The following is a 23127-nucleotide window of genomic DNA, read 5'->3' as shown; positions in this document are numbered from 1 at the left end:
TTGAGGCAATAACTCAGCAACAACCATGACTGAACCTCTGCGCTTCAAAACCTCGCCCCTGATTTCTGGAACGCTCATTGCCCTCTATGGCGCACTCACACTTCCTCTCCCCTTTTTGGCGGCACAGACGGCGGCGCCTGTTTCACCCCTGCTGCTTTGGGGGGCGATCGCCTGTGGGGGCATTTTGCTCTGGGGGGCACTGAGTCAGCGGGTAGAACTGGACGCGCAAGGGATTTGCCTCACCTATCCCGGTTGGGTGCCCCCCTTCCTGCGGCGGCAGTGGCAACTGGCTTGGTCAGAGATTCAAGGGCTTCAGCCCCGCAGTACCAGCCAAGGGGGCTTGGTCTATTATCTAGTCACTGCCACAGGTCAGGGGTATCTTCTGCCGATGCGAGTGGCGGGGTTTGCCCAAATGATGCGTGCCATTGAAGCTCATACGGGATTGCCCACAGAGGTGATTAAGCCCCTTGCTCAGCCTTGGATGTACGGTATTTTGGCCGTCTTTACGCTGCTATTGGGAGCGGTTGATCTGTGGATTTTGACCACTGTGGGATAATAGGGGCGTGTTGAAGTGCTGAGCGATGACCATGAGTGCGAATCGGTTTGTGGCATATCTGCGTCGAGGAGTGGTGTGTTTGCTCCTGAGTGTCCTGTGCTGGTCAAGTATCGCCCCGCTGCCGGCGATCGCCGCTATTCAAGTGCGGCTCTTTGACCTCAGTTACCACGAATGCCCGCCAGAAATTGGTGAAGGTTCAGTCACACCCGGGGGCACGACCCTCAAGGCCAACTGCTACCTGATTACTGGCAAAGCAGAGAATAAATCCGGCAAAACAGTGGTGGATGCCGATGTCTTTGGCCGCATCTACGATGCCAATGGCAATCCAGTGTTGCAAAACCGCACACGGGTTGGGGCAATTGATGTGATTCCACCCGGCATTAGCGATTTTGAAATTCGCATTAGCGTGCCCTACGACCAACCAACACCTTTGCAGTTGGAGCAATTTAAGGCCTCTGGCTTTACAGCAAAAGTGCGCGGCTAAGCCAGCCAATCTCTGCGCAAACTCGCACTGAGGGGCAAAAATTGTGATATCCTAGAATGTTTGATGCTCCCTTTTTTCTGGGAATCCTCTGTAGGGTTATTCCCAAAGGGTTCTGGTGTCATTTCTAAACCCTTAGCCATTTTTGGAGGGGTTCCCTGTTCTTCCTAAATCAAGGCACGTGTTGCGGTTGATGGACTGGTTTATCTCTAGAGGTTTGGGTTCAGGTGCGCATTCCCCTCGACTATTACCAAGTGCTGGGTGTGCCAATTCAGGCAACGCCGGAGCAAATCGAGCAAGCGTTTCAGGATCGGCTGTTGCAACTGCCCACCCATCAACACTCCCCCACCACCGTTGCCACCCGTCGTGAACTCATTGAGCAAGCCTATGCGGTTTTGCGAGAACCTGAGCAGCGCCATGCCTACGATCGCCACTGCTGTGCCGTTGACCCCAATGATTTGATTGCCCAGTTGGATCCCGATGCCACCGCTCCCCACCTTGAAATTAGTGATCAGCAATTTTCGGGGGCGCTCCTCCTGCTCTATGAACTGGGGAACTACTCCCAAGTGGTCAAACTGGGAGAACAATTCCTAAAGGAGGATGCTTTTGATCTCAACCGCCCCTATACTTCCTCTGCCGCCGTTGCTGACATTACGCTGACTGTGGCTTTGGCCTATTTGGAATTGGGACGCGAGGAATGGCAGCGGCAGTCCTACCAAGCAGCCGCCTCTCGCCTCGAAGCCGGTCTAGAGGTACTTCAGCGGGCGAACCTGTTTCCCGACCTCCAGGAGCAGTTGGAGACGGAACTGCATCGGCTGCGTCCCTACCGCATTCTGGAGTTACTGGCACTGCCTCTATCCGATAGTGTGAATCGGCAGCGGGGTATTTTATTGCTGCGGGAGATGCTCAGCGATCGCGGGGGCATTGAAGGTCGTCATGACGATCACTCTGGCCTAGGGGTTGAGGATTTTCTCAAATTTATTTTGCAACTGCGCAGCCATCTCACCGTAGCAGAGCAACAGGAACTCTTTGAACGAGAATCCCGCCGTCCCTCAGCAGTAGCGACCTATCTGGCAGTGCATGCGCTGGTGGCACGGGGCGTACAGGAACTTCAGCCGAGCTATATTCGCCGTGCCAAGAATTTACTAGAGCGGCTCTCTCCCAATCAAGACATCTACCTCGAACTGGCCAGTTGTTTACTGCTGTTGGGACAACCTGCTGAGGCCTTGGCCGCTCTCGATAAATCTCAAGATCAGCAGAGTCTCGCCTTTATCCGCCGTCATTCCCATGACTCCAGCGATCTGCTGCCGGGCCTGTACTACTACACAGAGCAATGGCTACGGGAAGAAATTTATCCTGCTTTTCGGGATTTGGGGGAAACGCCGGTGGCCTTGGATGCCTACTTTGCGGATCCCGATATCCAAACCTACTTAGAGGCTCTCAGTGACGACTCCTTTGCCCCTGAACCGCCCAGCACCACTGCCTCTGCCCTCCCCGAAGTCATTAGACCAACGGTGGCCGTGCCGCCGCCCGTCTCCTTCACAGCGGAAACGTTGCCCTTGGAGTATCATACTGGGCTGGGTCAAGGCTTTTCGGCAGCGGCTGCTACCCGCTCTTCAACCGCAACGGAGACCGACACGCCCCCAGCATCCACTCGCAAACGGCGCCGCCCTCCAACCAGTCACCACAAAAAACGTCAGACTTGGTTTTGGATGGGTGCAGGGGTTGTTCTTGTTGGGTTAGGCGCCTTGGCAAAAGTCTATTGGCCAGCCAAAACGGCTGAAGCCCCACCACCACCACCGCCAGTGACCCCGACGCCAACTCCTGTGGCAACGCCAACCCCAACGCCACAACCAACGACCTTAGCCACCACCTTAACGCCGGAGATGGCACGCGATCGCCTCCGCACGTGGCAGCAAATTAAAGCCCAAGCCCTTGGCACGGCATTTGAGATGGACAAACTAGCAACGATTTTGGCGGAGCCAGAACTCAGCCGCTGGCGATCGCGGGCACAGAGCTTAAAATCCGAGGGCAGCCATTGGGTCTATACCCTGCGGAACCTAGAAGTGAAGGAAGTCCGTCCCCGAGGCAGCGATCGCGTGGATGTATTGGTGGAAGTCAATGAGGATGCCCGTTTCTATGAACAGGGAACCCTACGCAATGATATTTCCTATAGCGATCCCTACCGCGTCATTTACACCTTTACCCGTCGCGGCAATCAATGGTTGATTCAACGCATGCAGGTGGTTAGCTAAGGGGCATTTCCACCTGTCGGCCAAACTTGAGATTCAAGAGAGACAACGACAGGATAAATAGGAATAAGACCAGTCCCATCGTACAGGCGTAGTTGATCTCTAAGCGCTGAAAGGCATTCTCATAGATGTAATAAACAATTGTCTTGGAGCTATTGAGGGGCCCCCCTTGGGTCATGACATAGACCTCTTCAAAGACCTTCGTGGCAGAAATTGCTGAGATAATGCTCACCAAAAGAATATAGGGACGCATCAGCGGTAGGGTAATATCCCAATGCTGTCGCCAGCCGTCACTGCCATCGAGTGCTGCCGCTTCGTAGAGTTCACCACTAATCCCCTGAAGTCCCGCCAGATAGATCACCATGTAGTAGCCCAAGCCTTTCCAAATCGTGACGGCCATGACACTAAAGAGGGCAAGTTGGGGACTTGTCAGCCAAGGAATCGGGGTGTCCCGCAGATGCAGACCCTGTACCAGTTGATTGAAGAGGCCATTGGGGGCATAGAGCCAGCGCCAAGCAATCCCCGCCACCACCATTGAGATAATCACGGGGCTGTAGTAGGCAGCACGAAACCAGTGGATGCCCCGCAGAGGTTGATTGACCAGAATCGCCAACAGCAGGGGGGCGATCGCCAGAATCGGCACCACGACCACTAAATAGAGGAAAGTATTGGCCAAGGTTTTCCAGAAAACACCATCGCGCCACAATTGCGCAAAGTTGGCCCATCCCACCCACACAGGCGGACTCAGGAGATCCATCTCATAGCGGGTGAAACTCAGGAAAAAGGCCTGTAGGGCTGGCCAAAAGACCGTCAGTGTGAGTAACCCCAAGGCCGGGGCAAGAAAGAGATAGGGGGTGAGCGATCGCCCTTTCATTGGCTGCGGGGGTGTTGTTGACGATAGGCACGCATTTGCGCCACAAAGTCGCCAAAGAGATAATCAGCATCGTGGGGGCCGGGGCTGGCCTCAGGGTGGTACTGCACTGAGAAAATCGGCAATGTTTGGTGCTTCAGACCGGCAACGGTTTTGTCATTGAGGTTAAAGTGGGTAATCTCAACGGGGGTTTGGGCAAGGGATTCTTCAGTAATGGCAAAGCCGTGGTTTTGGCTGGTAATTTCCACTTGCCGGGTCAGGCCAGCGGGCTGGTTCAACCCGCGGTGACCAAATTTCAGTTTGAAGGTTTCCGCCCCCAAAGAAAGTCCCAACAACTGATGCCCCAGACAAATGCCAAACATGGGACGCTGAGCCGCCAGTAATTTGCGTGCGGTTTCAATGCCTTCCTGAACCGCCGCAGGGTCGCCGGGGCCATTGGAGAGGAAAATGCCATCGGGGTCATAGCTGAGAATCGTTTCCGCTGGGGTATCCGCCGGCACAACAATCACACGGCAACCATAACTAGCCAAGCGACGGAGAATGTTGCGCTTCACGCCAAAGTCAATGGCCACAACCGTCAAGGGTGGCTCTTCGGTGGCTGTTTGGGGACGAAATTCCCAAGCCGGGGGCGTCGGTTCTGTCCATTCATAGGGGGTGCGGGTGGTCACCACCTTGGCTAGATTTTGTCCCTGCATACTGGGAGCGGCAAGGACTTTTTGCAGCAGTTCAACGGGATCAAGGATTTCCGTGGAGATGCCGCCATTCATGGCACCGACAGTACGAATTTTGCGGGTGAGGGCGCGGGTGTCAATCCCGTAAATGGCGGGAATGCGATGGGCTTTGAGGTAATCAGGTAAGGATTGTTGCGATCGCCAGTTACTGGGAATGTCACAGATATGGCGAGCAACCGCACCGCGCACTTGGGGGCGATCGGATTCATCGTCTTCGGGCGTGGTTCCAGTATTGCCCAACTCAGGGTAGGTGAATGTCACGATTTGACCACAATAGCTTGGGTCAGTGAGTACCTCTTGATAACCCGTCATGCCGGTATTAAAGACCACTTCGCCAATGGCTGTTCCCGGTGCCCCAAAGGAAAAACCGCGAAAGACTGAACCATCGGCAAGAACCAGCAAGGCGGGTGTCGGCATTTCAATATCTCCAACTGGGAAAGCCCAATAGTTTATTGTGCATGATAAAGCTGGCCGTTGACTGCACAAGAATTCTCGGATGTTTTGATTTTCTTACTTGCGGCGACTCACCTGTTCGGTTAGATAATCTGCCGCTGTGGCCACTAGGGGAATAATCCGTGCATAGGGCATCCGCGTCGGCCCTAGAATGCCAATACTGCCCACGGGGGAGTCCCCATAGCAATAGCAGGAATAAACCAGTGTACAGGACTGCATCGGCGCTAAGGTATTTTCACTGCCAATGCGGATTTGCACCTGCGAGGGGGCTTGGCTATCGCCACTGATCAAGGGAGCCAGTTGATCCTGTTGGTCTTCGAGAAGATGCAGTAGCATTTGTACCTGCTCCACTTGGGAAAACTCCGGCTGCTGCAGAACATCGGCAAGACCACTGATGACAAAGGAAGTGCCTTGGTGGCTGTAGCGATCGCTCAACTGCCGCAGTAGGGTCTGAAGCTGCTGACTGTAGGTCTGAAACTCCAAATCCAGTTTTTGCCAGTCAATGGCACTGAGTTCCACCAGCGATCGCCCCTGCAACTGATGATTGAGGAAGTTGGTCAGTACCTGGAGGGTGCGCTCCCGCAGCTCAGGATCCTCTTCCCCTTGCCCCAATTGGATCAGTGCCGACTGGGTTTCGTAGGTATCGAGCACAAGAATCACCATCACCTGCTGGGAATCCAAGGCGACCAGTTGAATCACCCGAATCTGCCGCTCCAAACGATTGGGGAGCGTAATCAGGGTAATGTAACCACTGAGATCCGAGAGCAACTGCGCCGCTTGCCGCAAGATCACCTCAAGGCGTTGTTGTCCCCAGATAAACCGCTCACTCAAGAGACTCTCGGCTTTGCGAGCCACATCGGGAATGGGCTGGATCAGTTCATCCACATAGACGCGATAGCCAGAATCAGAGGGCACCCGCCCTGCGGAGGTGTGGGGTTGGTAAAGCAGGCCACTTTTTTCGAGGAGCAGCATCGTATTGCGCACCGTGGCCGGGCTGACGTTGAGGTTGTATTCCGTGGCGATCGCTTTTGAGCCGACGGGTTCTGCCGTGGCAATGTAATGGTTAATCGTGGCGCCAAGAATTTGTTTTTGGCGATCGCTGAGTTCAATCGTCATAACCCCTTACACCTGTGACTTGTTATCTGTGTTTTTTATCTATCTATAAACTAGCCTTTGTATTTCAGCAATTCTGAGTTGCAACTTGCGGCTATGGCGATTGGTCTTTTGTGACTAAAAACTCAGCTAGAAATGGCTAAGCAGTACTGCCAATGGGGGATTCCCAAATAAATTGCAGATGGATCGACCAAGGCTGTGGCGGGCGGCTGGTGACCGCTATGGCATGTAAAAACTCCCGTAGATAGAACCGTTGCTCTGCTGCCGAGAGTTGGTACCAAAATTGCGGCTGACCAAGGGTCACCGCCAGTTGCAAAAGATTACTAGGGGGCAATTGGGCCTGCTGTGCCTCAATTTGTGCCCGTTCCCCAGCCAGTTTATAGCGGCGCAGTTGAGCGGTTTCGGGATCCAAGAGGCCTTGGGCTTCTAGTTCGGCAAGGCGGTGCAGTTGGGTTTCAATTGCTTGCAGTTGAGCCGTCAACGGTGGCGGCGGCAGCGACAGTTGGGCGATCGCGGGCGGCAGGCGCTCAGCAATGTGATCAATCACAGCAGCCAAGGCCGCGTCGTAGGGAATGCTGCGACATTTGGGGGAGAGGGGACAGTGCAGGGGACGCAAATAAGCATATTGACTCGGTTGGCGGTAAGGCTGCACCTGAGTCCGGCCAAAGCGTTGCTGACATTGGCGGCAAATCACCAATCCTGCCAGAGGATGGGGGGCACTAGCACTGCGACGAGGCAGAGAGCGTTGGCGTCGCAACAGCCGATCCACCTGAGCCGCTTCATCGGGGGCAATCAGGGGGGCATGGGTCTGAGGAATCACCGTTTTCCCTTGGTAGTACAGATGGCCGCGATAGACGGGGTGGGTCAACCAGCGCCGACCGGTCGCTACGCTAATCTGCTTGTGGTGGGTGGTGGCAATAAAGCGCACCGCTGCACTGAGGGAGCCATAGAGGAGAAAATGCTCGACAAAATCCTTGACGACAACGGCTGCCGCTCGATCAATGACATAGTGCTCTTTGCCCCGGCGATAGCCATAGGGAGCACGACCCGGCGGCGGACGATGCTTGAGGCGATTGCGGGCATGGCCATGGCAGAGAGTGTGGTGATGGAGTTGCTGCTTTACTTGATCCCAAAGGGATAGCAGCTGATCTCCGCTGGGGGGGCGATCGCTTACGTAGCCTTCGGCTAGGGCAATCACCATAATACCCGCTGCCTCCAGTTGCCGCAGGCGATCGCTCACTTCCATCACCGTTTGGCCAAGGGCACTTAATTGGTGTAACAGCCAATAGCCCGGTGCTAACCGCTGCAACCAGTACCGCAACTGCGGCCGAGCAGCCTCCACATCCAGTACCCAGTGGTCAATCTCCTGCCCCCACCCTTGGGGATCGGGGAGGGGCTGCCAGAGGGGATCAATGTACTCGTAGGCAATAATGACCACACATTACATCGTCCTGAGGATCAGGTCGTTGCCGGTACTAGGGTTGGACTAGGATTGGGCATGGTCTCTGGCGGCAAGCCATAAATGGAGTTATAGAGGGCATTGTAGGCTAGTGCTGATTTTGTCCAGCTAAAGTCCTCGCGCATACCCCGCTGCTGGAGGGTGTGCCACTCCCGTTTGTAGCGATACCCTTCCCACGCCCGCACTAGACAGGTGTAGAAGTCAAGGGGTTCATAGCGGTCAAAGCAGTAGCCCGTTCCCGTTTGCCGCTCTGGATCATGGTGAGAGACGGTATCCACAAGGCCACCCGTGCGACGGACAATCGGCACACAGCCATAGCGCAGGGCAATCATCTGAGCAATGCCACAGGGTTCAAAGCGACTCGGCATGATGAAGGCATCGGCACCGCCATAGATCCGCCGCGACAGGACATCACTGTAGAGCAACTGGACACTACAGCGCCCCGGAAACCGTGAGGCAATTTGCCACATTTGGGTTTCGTAGTAGCGATCGCCCGTTCCCAAGAGGACAAACTGGCTATCGGTGTAGGCCAAAAAGCGATCCAGCACCTGAATCAACAGATCCAACCCCTTTTGCTCCACCAAGCGGGTGACCATCCCCACCAAGAAAGCACCGGAATTCACCTCCAACCCCAGTTCCTCTTGGAGCGCAATTTTGTTGGCCTTACGCCGCTCAAGGGTATCTACGGTGTAGTTTTGCACAAGGGCGCGATCGGTACTGGGATCAAAGACCTCTGTATCAATGCCATTGAGAATGCCGGAGAGCTTGCCACTAATAAACGACAGCAGCCCTTCCAATTTCTCACCATATTCGGGGGTTTTAATCTGTTCGGCGTAGGTGGGCGAAACCGTATTGACGCGATCGGCATACTGCAGTGCTGCTGCCATCGTATTGTGCCCCTGCATGTACCACGGACACCAAGTAATTTGCTCGAGGCGCCACCGCCAGGGCCCTTGATAGGCCAAGTTGTGAATGGTGAACACAGTGGTGATGTCGGGATCCTGATGCATCCACACTGGGATCATTCCCGTGTGCCAATCGTGGCAATGGATAATCTGGGGTTTCCAGTAGTTCCAAGCAAATTCTGCTGCCCCATTGGCAAAGAAGGTGAACCGCCAGTCCTCATCCTCCCCGTAGTAGATGCGGCGGGGATTAAAGCAGGGATGGCCAAACAGGTAAAGGGGAACATCCGACCCCGGCAACACCGTTTCATAGACATGGAACGTCTGAAACATGGCATGGCCAATCCAGATCGGATCCTTGGGAATCTCCACCTTGTCGGGCAAGAAGCCATAGTAGGGCATAAAGATGCGCACATCATGTCCCATGCGGCGTAACACCTTGGGCAGGGAACCCACCACATCTCCCATGCCCCCCACTTTCGCCAGCGGTGCCGCCTCAGCAGCAACAAATAGAATTCGCATGATCCTCCTGAACCTGTTTTTTGGCCAATTCTAGGGCAACGCAATTGCCGTTAACCTACCACAAGTGCGGGACAATTTGGCGTACGATCGCTCTTATACGTCTTTGGAATTGGCAACCCCTATGGCAGATTCTCCCCTCGTGCAACGGGTCAAAGAAGTTCATGAGCAGGCGCGTCTGTTGGCTCAGCTGGATGCCACTGCCCGCAATGATGCCCTAGAGCAGGTGGCCTGTGCCCTTGAAGCGGCGCGGGAGGAGATTCTGGCGGCCAATGCTGCCGACTGTGAGCAGGCCAAGGCCAATCAGCTCAATCCTTCTCTCTATGCGCGGTTGGAACTGAGTCCCAGTAAACTAGCGGCGGCGATCGCCGGGGTGCGTCAAGTGGCGACCCTTGCGGATCCTCTAGGTCAGCGCCAACTCCATCGCGAATTGGATACAGGCTTAATTCTCAGTCGCGTCACCTGCCCTTTGGGGGTGCTGGGGGTAATTTTTGAAGCGCGTCCCGATGCCGTCGTGCAGATCGCTTCCTTGGCAATTAAATCGGGGAATGGCGCCATTCTCAAGGGAGGACAGGAGGCGAGTCGCTCGTGCCAAGCGATTATGCAGGCCATTCACAGAGGGCTAGAAAAGTCGGCAGTGCCCGCTGGGGCGATCGCCCTCCTGATGCGGCGGGCAGAAATTACGGAATTGCTGCAACTGGATCAATGGGTTGATCTGATCATTCCGCGGGGTTCCAATGAATTTGTACGTTATATCCAGAACAACACGCGGATTCCTGTGCTGGGGCACGCCGATGGTCTGTGTCATCTCTATGTGGATGTCGCTGCGGATCTGGAGAAGGCGATCGCCATTACCCTCGACGCCAAAACCCAGTACCCGGCTGCCTGTAACGCCATTGAGACGCTTCTTGTCCATCGGGGCATTGCCGAGGCCTTTTTACCCAAAGTGGCTGCTGCCCTTGAGAAAGCAGGGGTGGAATTGCGGGGGGATGCGATCGCCTGCCACCTTGTGCCCATGACCCCTGCCAGTGAAGCCGACTGGGCGACAGAATACTGCGATTTGATCCTCTCCATCAAAGTTGTTCCCGATCTCGATGCCGCGCTGGATCACATTGCCACCTATGGATCGGGGCACACTGAAGCCATTGTTACCGAGGATGCTGCCGCCGCCGCCCGTTTTCTGCAAGAGGTGGATGCCGCTGGCGTTTTTCACAATTGCTCCACCCGCTTTGCCGATGGCTTCCGCTATGGCTTTGGCGCTGAAGTCGGTATCAGTACCCACAAACTACCGCCGCGAGGCCCGGTGGGGCTAGAGGGATTAGTTACCTACAAATACCAACTGGTGGGGAATGGCCACATTGTGGCAACCTATAGCGGCGCCAATGCCAAACCCTTTACCCATCGTGATTTGGAATCCTAACGAATTTAAGGGATTGTTAAGCAACAAACACAGCCAATTTTTCTGTTTCAGAATGGAGATATAGGGCAATAGTGATTTAACCACCGTGCAGATGATGACCGCTGCAAACTTTGCCTATCCAGTCTCCGTTGGAAATGTGTTGCGTGCTTTACCCAGTGTCTGAGCAAAGGAGCAGCCTGCGTTTGGCAACGGACAAGTCTGACTTGGGAATTGCGTGCAGTTAGGTGATTCACAGATTCACGATAGCAAAGGGAGCCAAAGACACTCAAAACTTTAACGGCTCAAGCACTGCTGTTGCATCCCCAGAGGGACAGCAAACGGCAATTTAATCAATGAAACTTAATGTTTGGGAGCATAACAATGACTCAATCCATCCCTAGACCAACCAGTGAAGTGACCCATCGGGAAACAGCGTTTGTTTTAGAACTGAATTCCTTGAGCTGCAAAGACCTGCCCCTAGTGGGGGGCAAAAACGCTTCCTTGGGGGAAATGCTCCAACAACTGACGCCCAAAGGCATTAATGTCCCCGATGGTTTTGCGACCACAGCCTATGCCTACCGTTACTTTATCCAAGCGGGAAATCTTGATACCCAACTGCGGCGGCTCCTTGAAGGTCTCGATGTCGAGGATGTCACAGAACTCCACCGCGTGGGGCAAGCGATTCGCTCGCTAATTTTGCACACGCCGTTTCCCCAAGAAGTGACGGATGCGATTGCTGCCGCCTACCAAAAAATGTGCGATCGCTATGGCCCGAATACGGACGTGGCGGTTCGCTCCAGTGCCACCGCTGAAGATTTGCCCGATGCTAGCTTTGCCGGTCAGCAGGAAACCTACCTCAATGTCCATGGTCTCAAGGGCGTTCTCGACGCCTGTCATCGCTGCTTTGCCTCACTCTTTACGGATCGGGCGATCTCCTACCGCCAGATCAAAGGCTTTGACCACTTCAATGTGGCCCTGTCGGTGGGGGTGCAAAAAATGGTGCGCTCCGACTTGGCCTGCTCTGGGGTGATGTTCTCCATTGACACAGAAACGGGCTTTAAGGACACTGCCCTGATCACGGCCGCCTATGGCTTGGGTGAAAACGTTGTTCAAGGCGCCGTCAACCCCGATGAATACTTGGTCTTTAAGCCAACCTTGAAGGCGGGCTATAAGCCGATCCTGAAAAAAGCCCTCGGCACCAAAGAAATTCGCATGGTCTATGCCCTTGGCGGAACGAAGCTCACCCGCAATGAACCCGTGCCTGAGCCCCTGCGGAAACAATTTGCCCTCAGCGACGAAGAAATCCTCACCCTAGCCCGCTGGGCCTGCCTCATTGAGGAGCACTACTCTGCTTTGCGGGGAACCTACACCCCGATGGATATTGAGTGGGCAAAGGATGGCCTCACAGGTGAACTCTTTATCGTGCAGGCGCGCCCCGAAACCGTCCAATCCCAAAAAGCCACGAACGTGCTGCGCAGCTACCATCTCAAAGAAAAAGGAACGCTCCTTGCCACAGGTCGGGCAGTTGGCGAAATGATTGGCCAAGGCCGTGCCCGCGTCATTCTCAATGTCCGCAATATCGATCAGTTCCAAGCGGGGGAAGTGCTGGTGACCCACCGCACGGATCCTGATTGGGAGCCCATCATGAAAAAAGCCAGTGCCATTGTCACCGATCAGGGGGGACGCACCTGCCATGCGGCGATTATTGCCCGTGAGTTGGGCATTCCTGCCATTGTCGGTTGTGGCGATGCCACCGAAACCATCCCCAATGGTGTTGAGGTCACGGTCTCCTGTGCTGAAGGGGAAGAGGGGCACGTCTATCAAGGATTGCTGCCCTTCCATGTGGAGGAAGTGGCTCTGGAAAATCTGCCGCGAACCCGCACCCAAATCCTGATGAATGTCGGTAACCCCGAGGAAGCCTTCAGCTTGGCGGCAATTCCCAATGATGGGGTGGGGTTGGCACGTATGGAGTTCATTATTGCTAACCACATTCAGGCGCACCCCTTGGCATTGCTCCACTACGATGAGTTGACCGATGAGGTGGCGAAGCTGAAAATTGCCGAGCTGACTCAAAACTACACCGACAAGGCGGAATACTTTGTCGATAAGTTGGCTCAGGGGATTGGGGCGATCGCTGCCGCCTTTTATCCCAAGCCTGTGGTCGTACGCATGTCCGACTTCAAAAGCAATGAGTACGCCAACCTCTTGGGCGGTCGCCAGTTTGAACCCCATGAAGAAAACCCAATGATTGGCTGGCGGGGCGCTTCCCGTTACTACGACCCCAACTATGCCGAAGGCTTTGCCCTTGAATGCCGCGCCATGAAGAAAGTCCGCGATGAGATGGGGCTGACGAACGTGATTCTGATGATTCCCTTCTGTCGTACCCCAGAGGAAGGACGGCGAGTACTGGCAGAGATGGCCAAACATGGGCTGAAGCAAGGGGAAAATGGTCTGCAAGTCTATGTGATGTGCGAACTCCCCAGCAACGTGGTGTTGGCGGATGCCTTTGCCGAGGTCTTTGATGGCTTCTCCATTGGCTCCAATGACCTGACGCAACTCACACTGGGGTTGGATCGCGATTCGGCCTTGGTGGCGCACCTGTTTGATGAACGCAATGAAGCGGTCAAACGCATGGTGGCGCAAGCGATTCAAACAGCGAAGGCCAAGGGGCGCAAAATTGGCATCTGTGGTCAAGCCCCCAGTGACTATCCTGAGTTTGCTCAATTCTTGGTGGCGCAAGGGATTGACTCCATTAGCCTCAACCCCGACTCCGTCCTGAAGACGATGCTGCAAATTGCTGAGGCTGAAAAACAGGTCTAGAGTGCACAACCCAGTGACAACGCCTAAGCTGAGGGCAGAGAATTGAAGCCGCGATCGCTCTGCCCTTTTCTGTGGGTGACGCAACCCAGTAGGATCAAAGGAATCAGGTGGAGAATATTGGCGTGGACACAGCAGCAATTCAGGAACTCATTACCTCAGCGGATGTGGGCGATCGCCTGCGGGGCATCAATCAACTGCGTAGCCTTGACCCCAACGATGCCTTTCGGCTCATTCAACCCCTCAGCCAAGATGAAAATTCCCGTGTCCGCTACGCTGCGGTGAGTCAAATTGCCAGCCTTGGGCACGTCAATCTCAATCAAGCCCATGACCTGTTGCGCGATCGCCTGCTCCATGACAGCGAAACGGATGTCCGTGCTGCTGCAGCGGATGCGATGGCTGCCCTACAAGTTCCCTTTGCCCTTGAAGATTTAGAAACGGCCTACCACAGTACCGATGATTGGCTGTTGCAGTTTAGTATCATTGCCGCCTTGGGTGCCCTAGGCAATCCTGCTGCTGTTGGGCTGCTCACGGAAGCCCTCAATAATCCCCAAGAATTGGTGAAATTAGCCGCCATTGGTTCCTTGGGTGAACTGAAACAACCAGAAAGCATTGTCCAGCTGCGGCAGTTTGTCGAGTATCCCGATTGGCAAGTCCGCCATCGCCTAGCGATCGCCCTTGGCCAAATTGGCACTCCAGAGACTCGCCCCCTGCTGGAACAGTTGACCACTGATTCTGCGGAAGCGGTTGCCGAAGCGGCTCGCACTAGTTTGGCTCAGTTAACTACTTAACACCCGTGGGTTATACGCTACCAGTTTTTGCGGCGGCGGCGGCGGTGGCGGCATTGCGTTGCCTTACGGAAGGAACCTGTCCTAAGGAAATCACCCTTGCGCTGCTGCGCCCCAACCGCTGTGAAACCTTTAGGATTGCCCAAGGGGCATGCTTAGATGCCCAACAGGCCTTAGCCATTACCTACAGTGAACCCAGTGATCCCCTTGATCTCACCCGCCATACCCCGATCTGGGCTTGGGTGCGCTGGCAAGACCTTGCAACTGCTCCCAAAATTCACATTGAGGGAGGCTTTGGGGTTGGGCGCGATCGCGCCACGGGCGAGGCAGCTATCTATCGCTATGCCCGCTTGTTGTTAACCACTAACCTGTTGCTCTATTGTCCTAAGGAGCGGGCGATCGCCGTCACGATTCTCCTGCCCCAAGGGCGAGATTTGGCAGAGCGCACCTCGAATGCGGCTTTTGGCATTGTTGAGGGACTCTCCCTACTGGGAACCACTGCCTTAGCCCAACCCCTCACAGCCTCGGAGCAACTGGATCGCTATCGCGAGGACTTAGCCCAGAAGGCAGCAAAATCTCCCATCCTCGTCTTTTGTATTGGCGAGAACGGCCTTCAGGTGGCGCAGCAACTCCAGATTCCCCCTTCCCTGTGTGTAAAAACTGCCAATTGGCTAGGGCCAATGCTGGTGGCCGCTGCTCAACACAAGGTTCAACAGTTGCTCCTCTTGGGCTACCACGGCAAATTAATTAAACTCGCTGGCGGCATTTTCCATACCCATCACCACCTTGCGGATGCTCGCCAAGAAATTCTCACCGCCTTTTGTGCCCTTGCAGGTTTAGACCCAGAGATTCTGCATCAGGTGTGGCAAGCACCAACGGTTGAAGCTGCCCTCAAATTTTTAGCAACAATGGCTCCCCAAGCCTTGCCTGAGATTCTCAGCCACATTGCCAACCGCATTGATGAGCGCGCCATTACCTATATCCATGCCCATTGTGCTGCTCCCATGGGGCGGTCATTACAGGTGGGATGTGCCTTGTTTGGGCGCGATCGCCAAATTGTTGCCATCAGCGAGGCAGGAAACCTAATTTTGACAAGGATTAGGCTATACTAAGTGAAAGACTCAATAAAATGTGTACCAGCACTTATGAGTACAAACTGCCATGTTCTTGATCGCGAAGAGGTCATTCGTTTTATCCCGAATGAAGATGATAACTCAAGAATTATTTACAAACACCGTAATACTGATATTACTTATCCAGGAGAATTTCTAAATCTTATTTTTAATGATGCTAGATTGATTCCACCATTAGTTAGAGGTTGCTCAGCAAGAGTTATGATGCTCGATAAGACGGGTTGGCATAAGGGTAGAGTGGGATTAGAAATTGTATTCTATCCCGATGAGGAAAATCCCAATATCAATGTTAGTGATGAACTGAACATTAACGAATATCTATCTCAGAGTTAGGGTTGATCTCATAGAAGCTAAGAAAAGCAGTCTACTAAGGATTGGGGTTTCTAAAGACGGTAAAAGATTGATAGCCAGTATCAATTAAGATATGCTCAAATAGTTCCTCTGCAATCAATTCATCAATAACTTGCTTCACGGGTGAGTTATTATTACCTTCAGCATCATACCAGCCATAGTAATCATGCAAAATAAAGTAGCCACCCGGTCGTAAATACCAAGGCACATAATTAAAAACATCCGCTTTGCACCCCTCATAACTATGATCGCCATCAATAAAAATGAGATCAACTAAACCGTCAATCGTGACTTCATCTGAACGGGTATTAATAAATTCAACATAGTTTTCAAGATTTGCTTCAAGAATTAATTCCTCAGCTTCCTTGGTTGGAAATGGATCAATTGAAAGCAGTTGTCGTTTTTTCGGCGCTTCAAATTCGTTGTAATTGATGTCAGGTCGCTGCTTATGTTGTTGTGGTTCTTGCCAGCCAATATCAATGAATCGTAGGGCACTTGCTAGACAGAGAGTTGAAAAGCCCTTAAAACGTCCAATTTCAATGATCCGAGTAGCGCGAATACTTACGGCTAGAGAAAATAGGGTCATTCCTAACCCCAGCTCTGAGCCACCAGCAACGAGTGCCTTCCGCATCAGGCCAAAAAAATCCCCAAAATAGCCGTCCATTCTTTTCTGGTTATGGGCTAAGGCTTCTGTTGTCATTAGGTACTCTGGACTAAAACTCATGGGAGTATTTCCGGCAGCGACTTCTTGTGGCTCTACCTTATCCTAGCTGAGGGTACAATATAGGATACTGGGAGAGATGGCAGAGTGGTCGAATGCGCTCGACTTGAAATCGAGTGTGGCAGTGATGTCACCGAGGGTTCGAATCCCTCTCTCTCCGTTCAATCAACAAAAAGGCAGCCAGAACCTCTCCAGCCGCCTGACCCAATGATGACTTTTTAGAGTCACCTATAAGCCGAGATCCGCCAAAATGTCGGTGGCGTGGGTATCGGTTTTGACGCTGGTATAGACATGGGAAATGATGCCATTGCCGTCAATGACATAGGTAACTCGCTTGGCGTAGCCGCCGCCATCCACGTCGTAGGCTTTAGTAATGGATTTGTCCACATCTGCCAAGAGGGGAAAGGGAAGGTTGTATTTTTCAGTGAACTTTTGGTGCGAGGTTTCGTCATCGGTACTCACCCCCAAAACGACAATCTCTTTGCCCTGATAGGCGGCATAGTTGTCACGGAAGCTACAAGCCTCTTTGGTGCAGCCGGGGGTGTCATCCTTAGGGTAGAAGTAGAGCACCACAGTTTTGCCCGCAAAGTCGCTGAGGGACACCGTATTGCCATGGGTGTCTTTGGCAGTAAAGGCAGGGGCGGGTGTACCAACGGCTAAAGCCATGGGGGATAACCTCCTAATGTTAAGTTTTATTACGTGCTTGTTCTTTATTTTATCGGCAGATGCCAAAAAGTTAGTAGTGGATGCGGGGGTCAATCCAAGCATTGAGCAAGTCAATGAGAATACTGGCGGCAACCACAATCACGGCAAAGAAAACCACAATGCCCTGTACGGTTGGATAGTCCCGCAGAGCAATGGCCTCGTAGAGTCGCTGACCCAGCCCCGGCCAAGAAAACGTCACCTCTGTCAACACGGCTCCCCCCAAGAGGCTGGCAAGGGTCAGCCCCAAAACCGTGATCACTGGAATCAAGGCATTCTTGAGGGCATGGTGAATGAGAATCCGATGCTCAGGGATACCACGGGCACGGGCGGCTTCCACATAATCGGCCACTAGGGTTTGCTTGAGATTCACCCGCACAATGCGCTCAAAGATACCACTGAGGACGATCGCCAGCGTCAACGCAGGCAGGAGCAAGTAACTAAAAGCAGTTCCCAGTTGGTGGAGATTACCATTCAGGAGCGCATCCAGCAGGTACAGCCCTGTGGGACCTTGGGGGGGTGTTTCCGTGATTGGGTAGCGGGTACCCAAGGGAAGCCAACGCAGATTCACCGCAAAGAGCAGTTGCAAGAGCATCCCCAGCCAAAAGAGGGGCAAGGCATAGGTGATGATGCCAAAGAGACGCCCTCCGATATCCCAAGCAGTGCCAGATTTGACCGCAGCCAGACTGCCAATGAGCACCCCTAAACCAAAGGCGATCGCCAGACTCGCAAGGCCTAATTCTGCCGTTGCAGGGAAATGCTGAGCAATGATACTCGTGACGGCTTCCCCTTGACTGGTGAGGGAGGTTCCCAGATCAAATCGCAGGAGTTGCCCTAAGTAAGTCAAGTATTGCTGCCACAGGGGTTGAGCCAAGCCCAATTGTTCTCGCAAGGCTTCCTTGACAGCCACCGGGGCACGGGGACCTAAAATCGCATCCACGGGATCCCCCGGCGTGGCTCGCAGCAGCAAAAAGACGACGGTGACAATCGTCCACAGCATCAGCGGCGCAAGTAAAAGCCGCAGGAGCAGGTACCCCTGCAATGCACGCAGACGAGACATGAATTGCTCGAGTTATTCTTGAGGTGGGTTCGCCGCTCGCTGGCGATCGCGCTCAATCGCGGCCAAAAGACGTTTGGGATAGCTATCCGCTGCAATTTGCAGAATTTGATCGAGGGGCGTATCATTCATAAACTTGGTGGCGGCAGCAATGTACTCACGGTTGGGACAGCGATCGCCCAAGACACAGCCATTGACACAGGCCTCTGCACAATTGATGGTTTCTGGCGTTAGTTCACCCATGGCAGCTCTCCGAGGAATTGCTCAAATTTTAACAGGGGGAAGGTGGCCGACCTGAAAATTGGCCGTGATTCCCCTCGGCTCCTAGGCTAGAATCATACTGGCACTGGAAATGCTGGGCACCCTCAAGGAGGCACAATGCGCAAGAAGTGGCTCACCCTTTTGGTTTTGCTGTTGGGCGTGGTTCCTTTCATTGCCATTTCGGTGATGCCCCTGCTCAGCAGTGCCTTTAGCCCAGCGCAACCCACGCCAAGCCCCGTGACCAGTCCTGCCGCCACTGACAAAGTTGCCGAACTGCAAGCCCAAGAAAAAGGCTACCAACTGGTGCTGGAGCGTGAACCCAACAATGCCACAGCCTTAGAAGGGTTGGTGCTGGCTCGGCTGCAACTGATTCAACTGGGCAAAGGAGAAATTGCTAGCGTCATTGACCCCCTGCGCCGCTTAGCTGCTCAGCGCCCCGAACAAACAGATTATGCGATTCTGCTGGGACAGGCACAGCAGCAAACGGGCGATCGCGAGGGGGCTGCCCAAACCTTTCAGGGGGTTCTGGCCAAATCCCCCGGCAATCTCAATGCCCTGCGGGCTTTAGTGGATCTCTACTTGAAGGAAAATCGCCCCCAAGCGGCCATTGGCCTCATTGAAGAGACCCTGCAAGGGGCAGAGCAAGCCAACAAAGTCCAACTAGGGAGCGTCGATGTCACGGCGGTACAACTTCTCCTTGGCGATGTCTATATGGCGCAAAAACGCTACGATGAGGCGCTGACCCTCTTCCAAAATCTGGGCAAAGAAAACCCCAACGATTTTCGCCCGGTGCTTGCCCAAGCGATGGCACTGACGGAACAGGGGAAAAAGACAGAAGCTGCGCCTCTGTATGCCAAAGCCGTGGAACTTGCACCCGCCAAGTATAAAGATGCCATTCAGCAGGCGGCGCAGCAGGTGCAAAAGGAATCTCCAGCAACCCCTGAACCCCCGCCACAGCAATAGAGGCCTAAACTTGCTGTTGCAGTTCCTCTAGGCGAGCCAGTACCTCCTGACTGTGGATCGCGGGATTCACTTTGACAAACCGCTCGCGCAATATCCCCTCAGGATCGATGATGAAACTGTGGCGCAGCGAGACAAACCCCAACCAGGAGCCATAGGCCTTGCTGACGCGGCCATCGGGGTCAGAGAGGAGGGGAAAGGTCAAGCCTTCACTGTCACAGAAATCTTCGTGGGAGTCCACGGAGTCGGCACTGACGCCAATGACTTCAGCATTGTGGGCATGAAATTGCTCAATATCCCGCTGAAAGCGTTGGGCTTCGAGGGTACAGCCAGCGGTAAAGTCCTTGGGGTAAAAGTACAGCACCACCCACTTGCCGCGATAATCCTTCAGGGAAATCGGCTGGCCATCGACACTGCTGGGAAGAGAAAAGTCGGGTGCTGGGGCATTGAGGGGCGGCAATTCACCCCCGAGAGCCCAACTGGGAACTGATGGGCTCAGAAACAGAATCAAACTCAAAAGGGCAACAAGTAGTGAGCGCAAGAACATGGTTAAATCGCTAAACTGGCCTTAGGAAAGCATCTAGCTGCACTGTACCGTAGTTTTAACGATTTTTCGAGGTTGATGCCGTCACTCCCTCTTGTACAGTTGATGCCCCGCTGGCTGCGCTGGCTGGGTGGTCTGGTTCTAGCGATCGCCCTTGGGGTTGGCTTGTGTCGCTTCATTGCCGAAAGTCTCTGGTTTGATCAACTGGGCTATTTGGCGGTGGTCTGGCAGCGCTGGAGTGTCCAAGCTGTACTGTTTCTGGCGGTTGCGGGGGCATCGGCACTGTTCTATGGCTGGCAGCAACACTGGCTCCTGCGGCAACGCACCGTGACCCTCGAGCCCACCCTGACCGCCCAGAGTACCTATCGGGGGCTGGGGCTGTGGCGGCTTTTGTTGTGTGCTAGCGGTTTAACTTGGCTGCTAATTGTTGCTACTTACCACATTGGGGCGATCGCGCTGCAACTGTGGCAACAGCGTTCAGAAATCACCTTTAACAGCCCTCTGCTGCCGCAATTGAGTGTCTGGCGGGTGGCAGAGCTATCACTTCTAGTGGTGCAGAATCCTTGGCTACTCGTGCCGAGTTTGGCGGCATTGGTACTGGGGTTGTGGTTGCCCCTGCGCCTCTTTCAGGGGGTTGCAATTCTCTTGAGCGTTGCCATGGGGGCGATCGCCTGCCTGAGCTGGCCGGTGGTGCTCAAGGGACTGTTTGCCGCCAGTGATCCCCATACGGAACCGCTATTTCGCCATTCCATTAGCTTTTACCTGTTTGAAATCCCCCTGTGGGAACTGTTGCGCCTATGGCTGGTGAACCTCAGTGTTGTCGGCTTAGGGGGAACGGCCTTGGGTTATCTCCTTGCCAATGAAAGTCTCAGTCATGGCAAATTCCTCGGCTTCGTGCGATCGCAACGGCGGCATTTACAGGGCTTAAGTGCCTTTGTCTTTGCCACAGTGGCCTTTAGCTTCTGGCTAGAACGCTACAAACTTCTTTATTCGACCAATGGGGCTGCCTTTGGCGCCGGCTATACCGACGTCACTGTACGCTTACCCCTCTATGGTTGGCTTTCAGCCTCGGCTTTTGGCGTCGCCTGTTTACTGGCTTGGTCAGCGATTCGACGGGGCGGCGAAGGGCAGCGGCGGCTAGGACCGATCGCCCCCGGCCTCTTTGGCTTTACATTGGGCTATTTAGTGGTCATCCTGATTGCCGATTGGCTCCTGCCCACAGCCATTGAAGCGGCCATTGTTCAACCCAATCAACTGCAACGGGAACTCCCCTACATTCAACGCACCATTACCCACACCCGCGAAGGCTTTAACCTTGAAAAAATGCGGGTCGAACCCTTTCAGCCGGAAAATAACCTCAACGCCGAGATCATTGCTGCCAACGCCGCCACCACCCGCAATATCCGCCTTTGGGATACCCGCCCCCTTTTAGAAACGAACCGGCAACTGCAACAACTGCGCTCCTACTATCGGTTTCCAGCGGCCTTTTTGGATCGCTACTATCTCAAACTATCCCCTGAGCAAGACCAATCAGAAATTCGCCAAGTCCTCATTGCCGCTCGCGAAGTGGACTACAGTGCGGTTCAGCGCTTTGCCCGTACTTGGATTAACGAGCACTTGGTCTTTACCCACGGCTATGGCTTCACCATGAGTCCCGTGAATACCGCCGAAGCCAATGGTCTGCCCAAATACTTTGTCCGCGATATTGGCGATACGGGTGAGCTACTGGTCGATCCGCCGCAAATCCGTGAAAGCATTCCCTTTTTCTACCCCCGGATCTACTACGGTGAACTTACCCATACCTATGTCTTTGCCCCTTCGGCGGTTCCAGAGCTGGATTTTCCCCGTGGCGCCGAAAATGTCTATAACCACTACGACGGTACGGGGGGGGTTCCCATTGCCAGTTGGTGGCGGCGCTTGGTCTACGGTGTCTATTTTGGTGACTGGCAACTGCTGTTGACCCCCAATTTACGACCGGACTCACGGGTACTTTTTCGTCGCTTAATTCAAGAGCGGGTGCGGGCGATCGCCCCCTTTTTACGTTTTGACAGTGAACCCTACCTTGTGGTCGCCGATCCACGCTCTGAACAGGACATTGCCGCCAGTCCTAGCGCCACAGGGGTGAGCTATCTCTACTGGATTATTGATGCCTATACCGTCAGTCGCTACTATCCCTATGGCGATCCCGGCGAGCACTCCTTTAATTACATTCGCAACTCTGTCAAAGTGGTGGTGGATGCCTATAACGGCGATGTCACGTTTTATGTGGTGGAACCCGACGATGTCATAATTCGCACGTGGCAGCGGGTTTTTCCAACCCTCTTTCATCCCCTGAGTGCCATGCCCCACCGCCTCTACCGCCACATTCGCTATCCCATTGATTTGATGCAGGTGCAGTCGGAACAACTCCTGAAATACCACATGACGGATCCCGTGGTCTTTTACAACCGCGAAGACCTCTGGCAAATTCCCAAGGAGATTTACCGCGAAAAGCCCCAAGCCGTTGCCCCTTACTATCTGATTACCAAGCTGCCCATTGGCTACACTGAGGAGTTTATTCTGCTTGTTCCTTTTACGCCCGTGAATCGTCCCAACCTCATTGGTTGGCTAGCGGCTCGCTCCGATGGTCAAAACTATGGCAAGCTCCTGCTGTACGTCTTTCCCAAGCAAGAACTGGTCTTTGGCCCTGAACAAATGGAGGCGCGGATCAATCAAGACCCAATGATTTCACAGCAAATTTCCCTCTGGAATCGCCAAGGGTCAAGATCGGTGCAGGGAAATCTCCTCATTATCCCCATCGAGCGATCGCTCCTCTACGTCGAACCCATTTACCTCGAAGCCGATCAAAATCAACTGCCCACCTTGGCACGGGTCATTGTTATGGATAACCAGCGGATTGTGATGGCACCTACCCTAGAGGAGGCTTTGCAAAAACTGTTTCCTGATTAACTTTCATCGCAGAAACGTTGAAAGATAGTTTAATTGGTATTACTTCCGTAATGGGAGCACCTGATTTCTCATCAGCAGTGACAGATTCCATGGTTTCGGAGTGGGCTT

At 53.9% G+C, this 23127-nt stretch carries 20 protein-coding genes and 1 tRNA gene; 11 read left to right on the top strand and 10 right to left on the bottom strand.

Translation table 11 applies throughout. The annotated features are described in order from the left end of the window. Positions 1-25 precede the first annotated feature (25 nt). The 3 genes from RHK62_RS01160 (at position 26) to RHK62_RS01150 (ending at position 3292) form a co-directional block, all read left to right on the top strand. The gene (locus RHK62_RS01160) at positions 26-556 is read left to right on the top strand and encodes a hypothetical protein (protein ID WP_302677051.1); all 531 of its coding nucleotides are present in this window, start codon (positions 26-28) and stop codon (positions 554-556) included. A gap of 25 nt (positions 557-581) precedes the next feature. Further along, entirely contained in the window at positions 582-1040 is a 459-nt protein-coding gene (locus RHK62_RS01155; protein WP_302677050.1) for a hypothetical protein, read from the top strand. A gap of 224 nt (positions 1041-1264) precedes the next feature. After that, the gene (locus tag RHK62_RS01150; protein WP_310453147.1) at positions 1265-3292 is read left to right on the top strand and encodes an IMS domain-containing protein; all 2028 of its coding nucleotides are present in this window, start codon (positions 1265-1267) and stop codon (positions 3290-3292) included. Here RHK62_RS01150 and RHK62_RS01145 read toward each other — a convergent pair. The 5 genes from RHK62_RS01145 to glgA form a co-directional block, all read right to left on the bottom strand. Next, entirely contained in the window at positions 3285-4163 is an 879-nt protein-coding gene (locus RHK62_RS01145; protein WP_206200705.1) for a carbohydrate ABC transporter permease, read from the bottom strand. The genes RHK62_RS01150 and RHK62_RS01145 overlap by 8 nt on opposite strands. Beyond that, complete coding sequence (gene carA, locus RHK62_RS01140; protein WP_206200704.1) at positions 4160-5308, bottom strand: glutamine-hydrolyzing carbamoyl-phosphate synthase small subunit; 1149 nt, start codon at positions 5306-5308, stop codon at positions 4160-4162. The genes RHK62_RS01145 and carA overlap by 4 nt, the downstream gene beginning before the upstream one ends. 93 nt (positions 5309-5401) lie before the next feature. Beyond that, complete coding sequence (hrcA, locus tag RHK62_RS01135; RefSeq protein WP_206200703.1) at positions 5402-6460, bottom strand: heat-inducible transcriptional repressor HrcA; 1059 nt, start codon at positions 6458-6460, stop codon at positions 5402-5404. A 136-nt stretch (positions 6461-6596) separates the two neighbouring features. Further along, positions 6597-7895, bottom strand: a complete 1299-nt coding sequence (locus RHK62_RS01130) for a recombinase family protein (RefSeq protein WP_310453146.1) — start codon at positions 7893-7895, stop codon at positions 6597-6599. Between the two features lie 20 nt (positions 7896-7915). Then, positions 7916-9340: a glycogen synthase GlgA gene (gene glgA, locus RHK62_RS01125; protein WP_302678627.1), complete on the bottom strand. Its 1425-nt coding sequence runs from the start codon at positions 9338-9340 to the stop codon at positions 7916-7918. A 121-nt stretch (positions 9341-9461) separates the two neighbouring features. Between glgA and RHK62_RS01120 the strand changes: the two genes are divergently transcribed. The 5 genes from RHK62_RS01120 to RHK62_RS01100 all read left to right on the top strand — a co-directional run bounded on the left by RHK62_RS01120 (position 9462) and on the right by RHK62_RS01100 (position 15807). Beyond that, a complete protein-coding gene (locus RHK62_RS01120; RefSeq protein ID WP_302677045.1) occupies positions 9462-10757 on the top strand; it encodes a glutamate-5-semialdehyde dehydrogenase in 1296 nt (431 codons plus the stop codon). A gap of 360 nt (positions 10758-11117) precedes the next feature. Continuing rightward, positions 11118-13556, top strand: a complete 2439-nt coding sequence (ppsA, locus tag RHK62_RS01115; protein ID WP_310453145.1) for a phosphoenolpyruvate synthase — start codon at positions 11118-11120, stop codon at positions 13554-13556. A gap of 107 nt (positions 13557-13663) precedes the next feature. Next, a complete protein-coding gene (locus RHK62_RS01110) occupies positions 13664-14344 on the top strand; it encodes a HEAT repeat domain-containing protein (RefSeq protein WP_302677043.1) in 681 nt (226 codons plus the stop codon). A 5-nt stretch (positions 14345-14349) separates the two neighbouring features. Next, positions 14350-15453, top strand: a complete 1104-nt coding sequence (gene cbiD, locus RHK62_RS01105) for a cobalt-precorrin-5B (C(1))-methyltransferase CbiD (RefSeq protein WP_310453144.1) — start codon at positions 14350-14352, stop codon at positions 15451-15453. Next, on the top strand, positions 15454-15807 hold the full coding sequence (locus RHK62_RS01100) for a hypothetical protein (RefSeq protein ID WP_310453143.1): 354 nt from the start codon (positions 15454-15456) through the stop codon (positions 15805-15807). It begins immediately after the preceding gene. 34 nt (positions 15808-15841) lie between these two features. Here the strand turns inward: RHK62_RS01100 and RHK62_RS01095 are convergent, their stop codons facing one another. Further along, on the bottom strand, positions 15842-16525 hold the full coding sequence (locus tag RHK62_RS01095) for a class I SAM-dependent methyltransferase (protein WP_310453142.1): 684 nt from the start codon (positions 16523-16525) through the stop codon (positions 15842-15844). Between the two features lie 94 nt (positions 16526-16619). Between RHK62_RS01095 and RHK62_RS01090 the strand changes: the two genes are divergently transcribed. Then, positions 16620-16706: transfer RNA gene (locus RHK62_RS01090), tRNA-Ser, on the top strand. A gap of 68 nt (positions 16707-16774) precedes the next feature. On the opposite strand, the gene RHK62_RS01085 is transcribed toward RHK62_RS01090, so the two are convergent. From RHK62_RS01085 to RHK62_RS01075, 3 genes are all read right to left on the bottom strand, one after another. Next, positions 16775-17212: a peroxiredoxin gene (locus RHK62_RS01085; RefSeq protein WP_310437896.1), complete on the bottom strand. Its 438-nt coding sequence runs from the start codon at positions 17210-17212 to the stop codon at positions 16775-16777. Positions 17213-17282: 70 nt separating this feature from the next. After that, a complete protein-coding gene (locus RHK62_RS01080; protein ID WP_302677774.1) occupies positions 17283-18308 on the bottom strand; it encodes an ABC transporter permease in 1026 nt (341 codons plus the stop codon). A 12-nt stretch (positions 18309-18320) separates the two neighbouring features. Beyond that, on the bottom strand, positions 18321-18548 hold the full coding sequence (locus RHK62_RS01075; RefSeq protein WP_206200692.1) for a hypothetical protein: 228 nt from the start codon (positions 18546-18548) through the stop codon (positions 18321-18323). 135 nt (positions 18549-18683) lie between these two features. Here RHK62_RS01075 and RHK62_RS01070 point away from each other — a divergent pair, with 135 nt between their 5' ends. Continuing rightward, a complete protein-coding gene (locus tag RHK62_RS01070; protein ID WP_310453141.1) occupies positions 18684-19529 on the top strand; it encodes a tetratricopeptide repeat protein in 846 nt (281 codons plus the stop codon). A 4-nt stretch (positions 19530-19533) separates the two neighbouring features. Here the strand turns inward: RHK62_RS01070 and RHK62_RS01065 are convergent, their stop codons facing one another. After that, a complete protein-coding gene (locus RHK62_RS01065; protein WP_310453140.1) occupies positions 19534-20073 on the bottom strand; it encodes a peroxiredoxin in 540 nt (179 codons plus the stop codon). A gap of 102 nt (positions 20074-20175) precedes the next feature. On the opposite strand from RHK62_RS01065, the gene RHK62_RS01060 reads away from it, so the two are divergent. Continuing rightward, entirely contained in the window at positions 20176-23019 is a 2844-nt protein-coding gene (locus RHK62_RS01060) for a UPF0182 family protein (protein WP_310453139.1), read from the top strand. The last annotated feature ends 108 nt before the right edge of the window (positions 23020-23127 follow it).

Source organism: Thermosynechococcus sp. HY213, assembly GCF_031460975.1.
In the GTDB taxonomy this organism is placed as follows: Bacteria; Cyanobacteriota; Cyanobacteriia; order Thermosynechococcales; family Thermosynechococcaceae; genus Thermosynechococcus.
The sequence above is the reverse complement of the archived record's forward strand: the minus strand, read 5'-3'. Positions and strand labels throughout refer to the sequence as shown.

What these genes read in the sequence shown, in the direction of transcription:
- RHK62_RS01160 (WP_302677051.1), top strand. Translation starts at nt 26, where the DNA reads ATGACTGAACCTCTGCGCTTCAAAACCTCGCCCCTGATTTCTGGAACG.
- RHK62_RS01155 (WP_302677050.1), top strand. Translation starts at nt 582, where the DNA reads ATGACCATGAGTGCGAATCGGTTTGTGGCATATCTGCGTCGAGGAGTG.
- RHK62_RS01145 (WP_206200705.1), bottom strand. Translation starts at nt 4,163, where the DNA reads ATGAAAGGGCGATCGCTCACCCCCTATCTCTTTCTTGCCCCGGCCTTG.
- carA (WP_206200704.1), bottom strand. Translation starts at nt 5,308, where the DNA reads ATGCCGACACCCGCCTTGCTGGTTCTTGCCGATGGTTCAGTCTTTCGC.
- hrcA (WP_206200703.1), bottom strand. Translation starts at nt 6,460, where the DNA reads ATGACGATTGAACTCAGCGATCGCCAAAAACAAATTCTTGGCGCCACG.
- glgA (WP_302678627.1), bottom strand. Translation starts at nt 9,340, where the DNA reads ATGCGAATTCTATTTGTTGCTGCTGAGGCGGCACCGCTGGCGAAAGTG.
- RHK62_RS01120 (WP_302677045.1), top strand. Translation starts at nt 9,462, where the DNA reads ATGGCAGATTCTCCCCTCGTGCAACGGGTCAAAGAAGTTCATGAGCAG.
- ppsA (WP_310453145.1), top strand. Translation starts at nt 11,118, where the DNA reads ATGACTCAATCCATCCCTAGACCAACCAGTGAAGTGACCCATCGGGAA.
- RHK62_RS01095 (WP_310453142.1), bottom strand. Translation starts at nt 16,525, where the DNA reads ATGACAACAGAAGCCTTAGCCCATAACCAGAAAAGAATGGACGGCTAT.
- RHK62_RS01085 (WP_310437896.1), bottom strand. Translation starts at nt 17,212, where the DNA reads ATGGCTTTAGCCGTTGGTACACCCGCCCCTGCCTTTACTGCCAAAGAC.
- RHK62_RS01080 (WP_302677774.1), bottom strand. Translation starts at nt 18,308, where the DNA reads ATGTCTCGTCTGCGTGCATTGCAGGGGTACCTGCTCCTGCGGCTTTTA.
- RHK62_RS01075 (WP_206200692.1), bottom strand. Translation starts at nt 18,548, where the DNA reads ATGGGTGAACTAACGCCAGAAACCATCAATTGTGCAGAGGCCTGTGTC.
- RHK62_RS01070 (WP_310453141.1), top strand. Translation starts at nt 18,684, where the DNA reads ATGCGCAAGAAGTGGCTCACCCTTTTGGTTTTGCTGTTGGGCGTGGTT.
- RHK62_RS01065 (WP_310453140.1), bottom strand. Translation starts at nt 20,073, where the DNA reads ATGTTCTTGCGCTCACTACTTGTTGCCCTTTTGAGTTTGATTCTGTTT.
- RHK62_RS01060 (WP_310453139.1), top strand. Translation starts at nt 20,176, where the DNA reads ATGCCCCGCTGGCTGCGCTGGCTGGGTGGTCTGGTTCTAGCGATCGCC.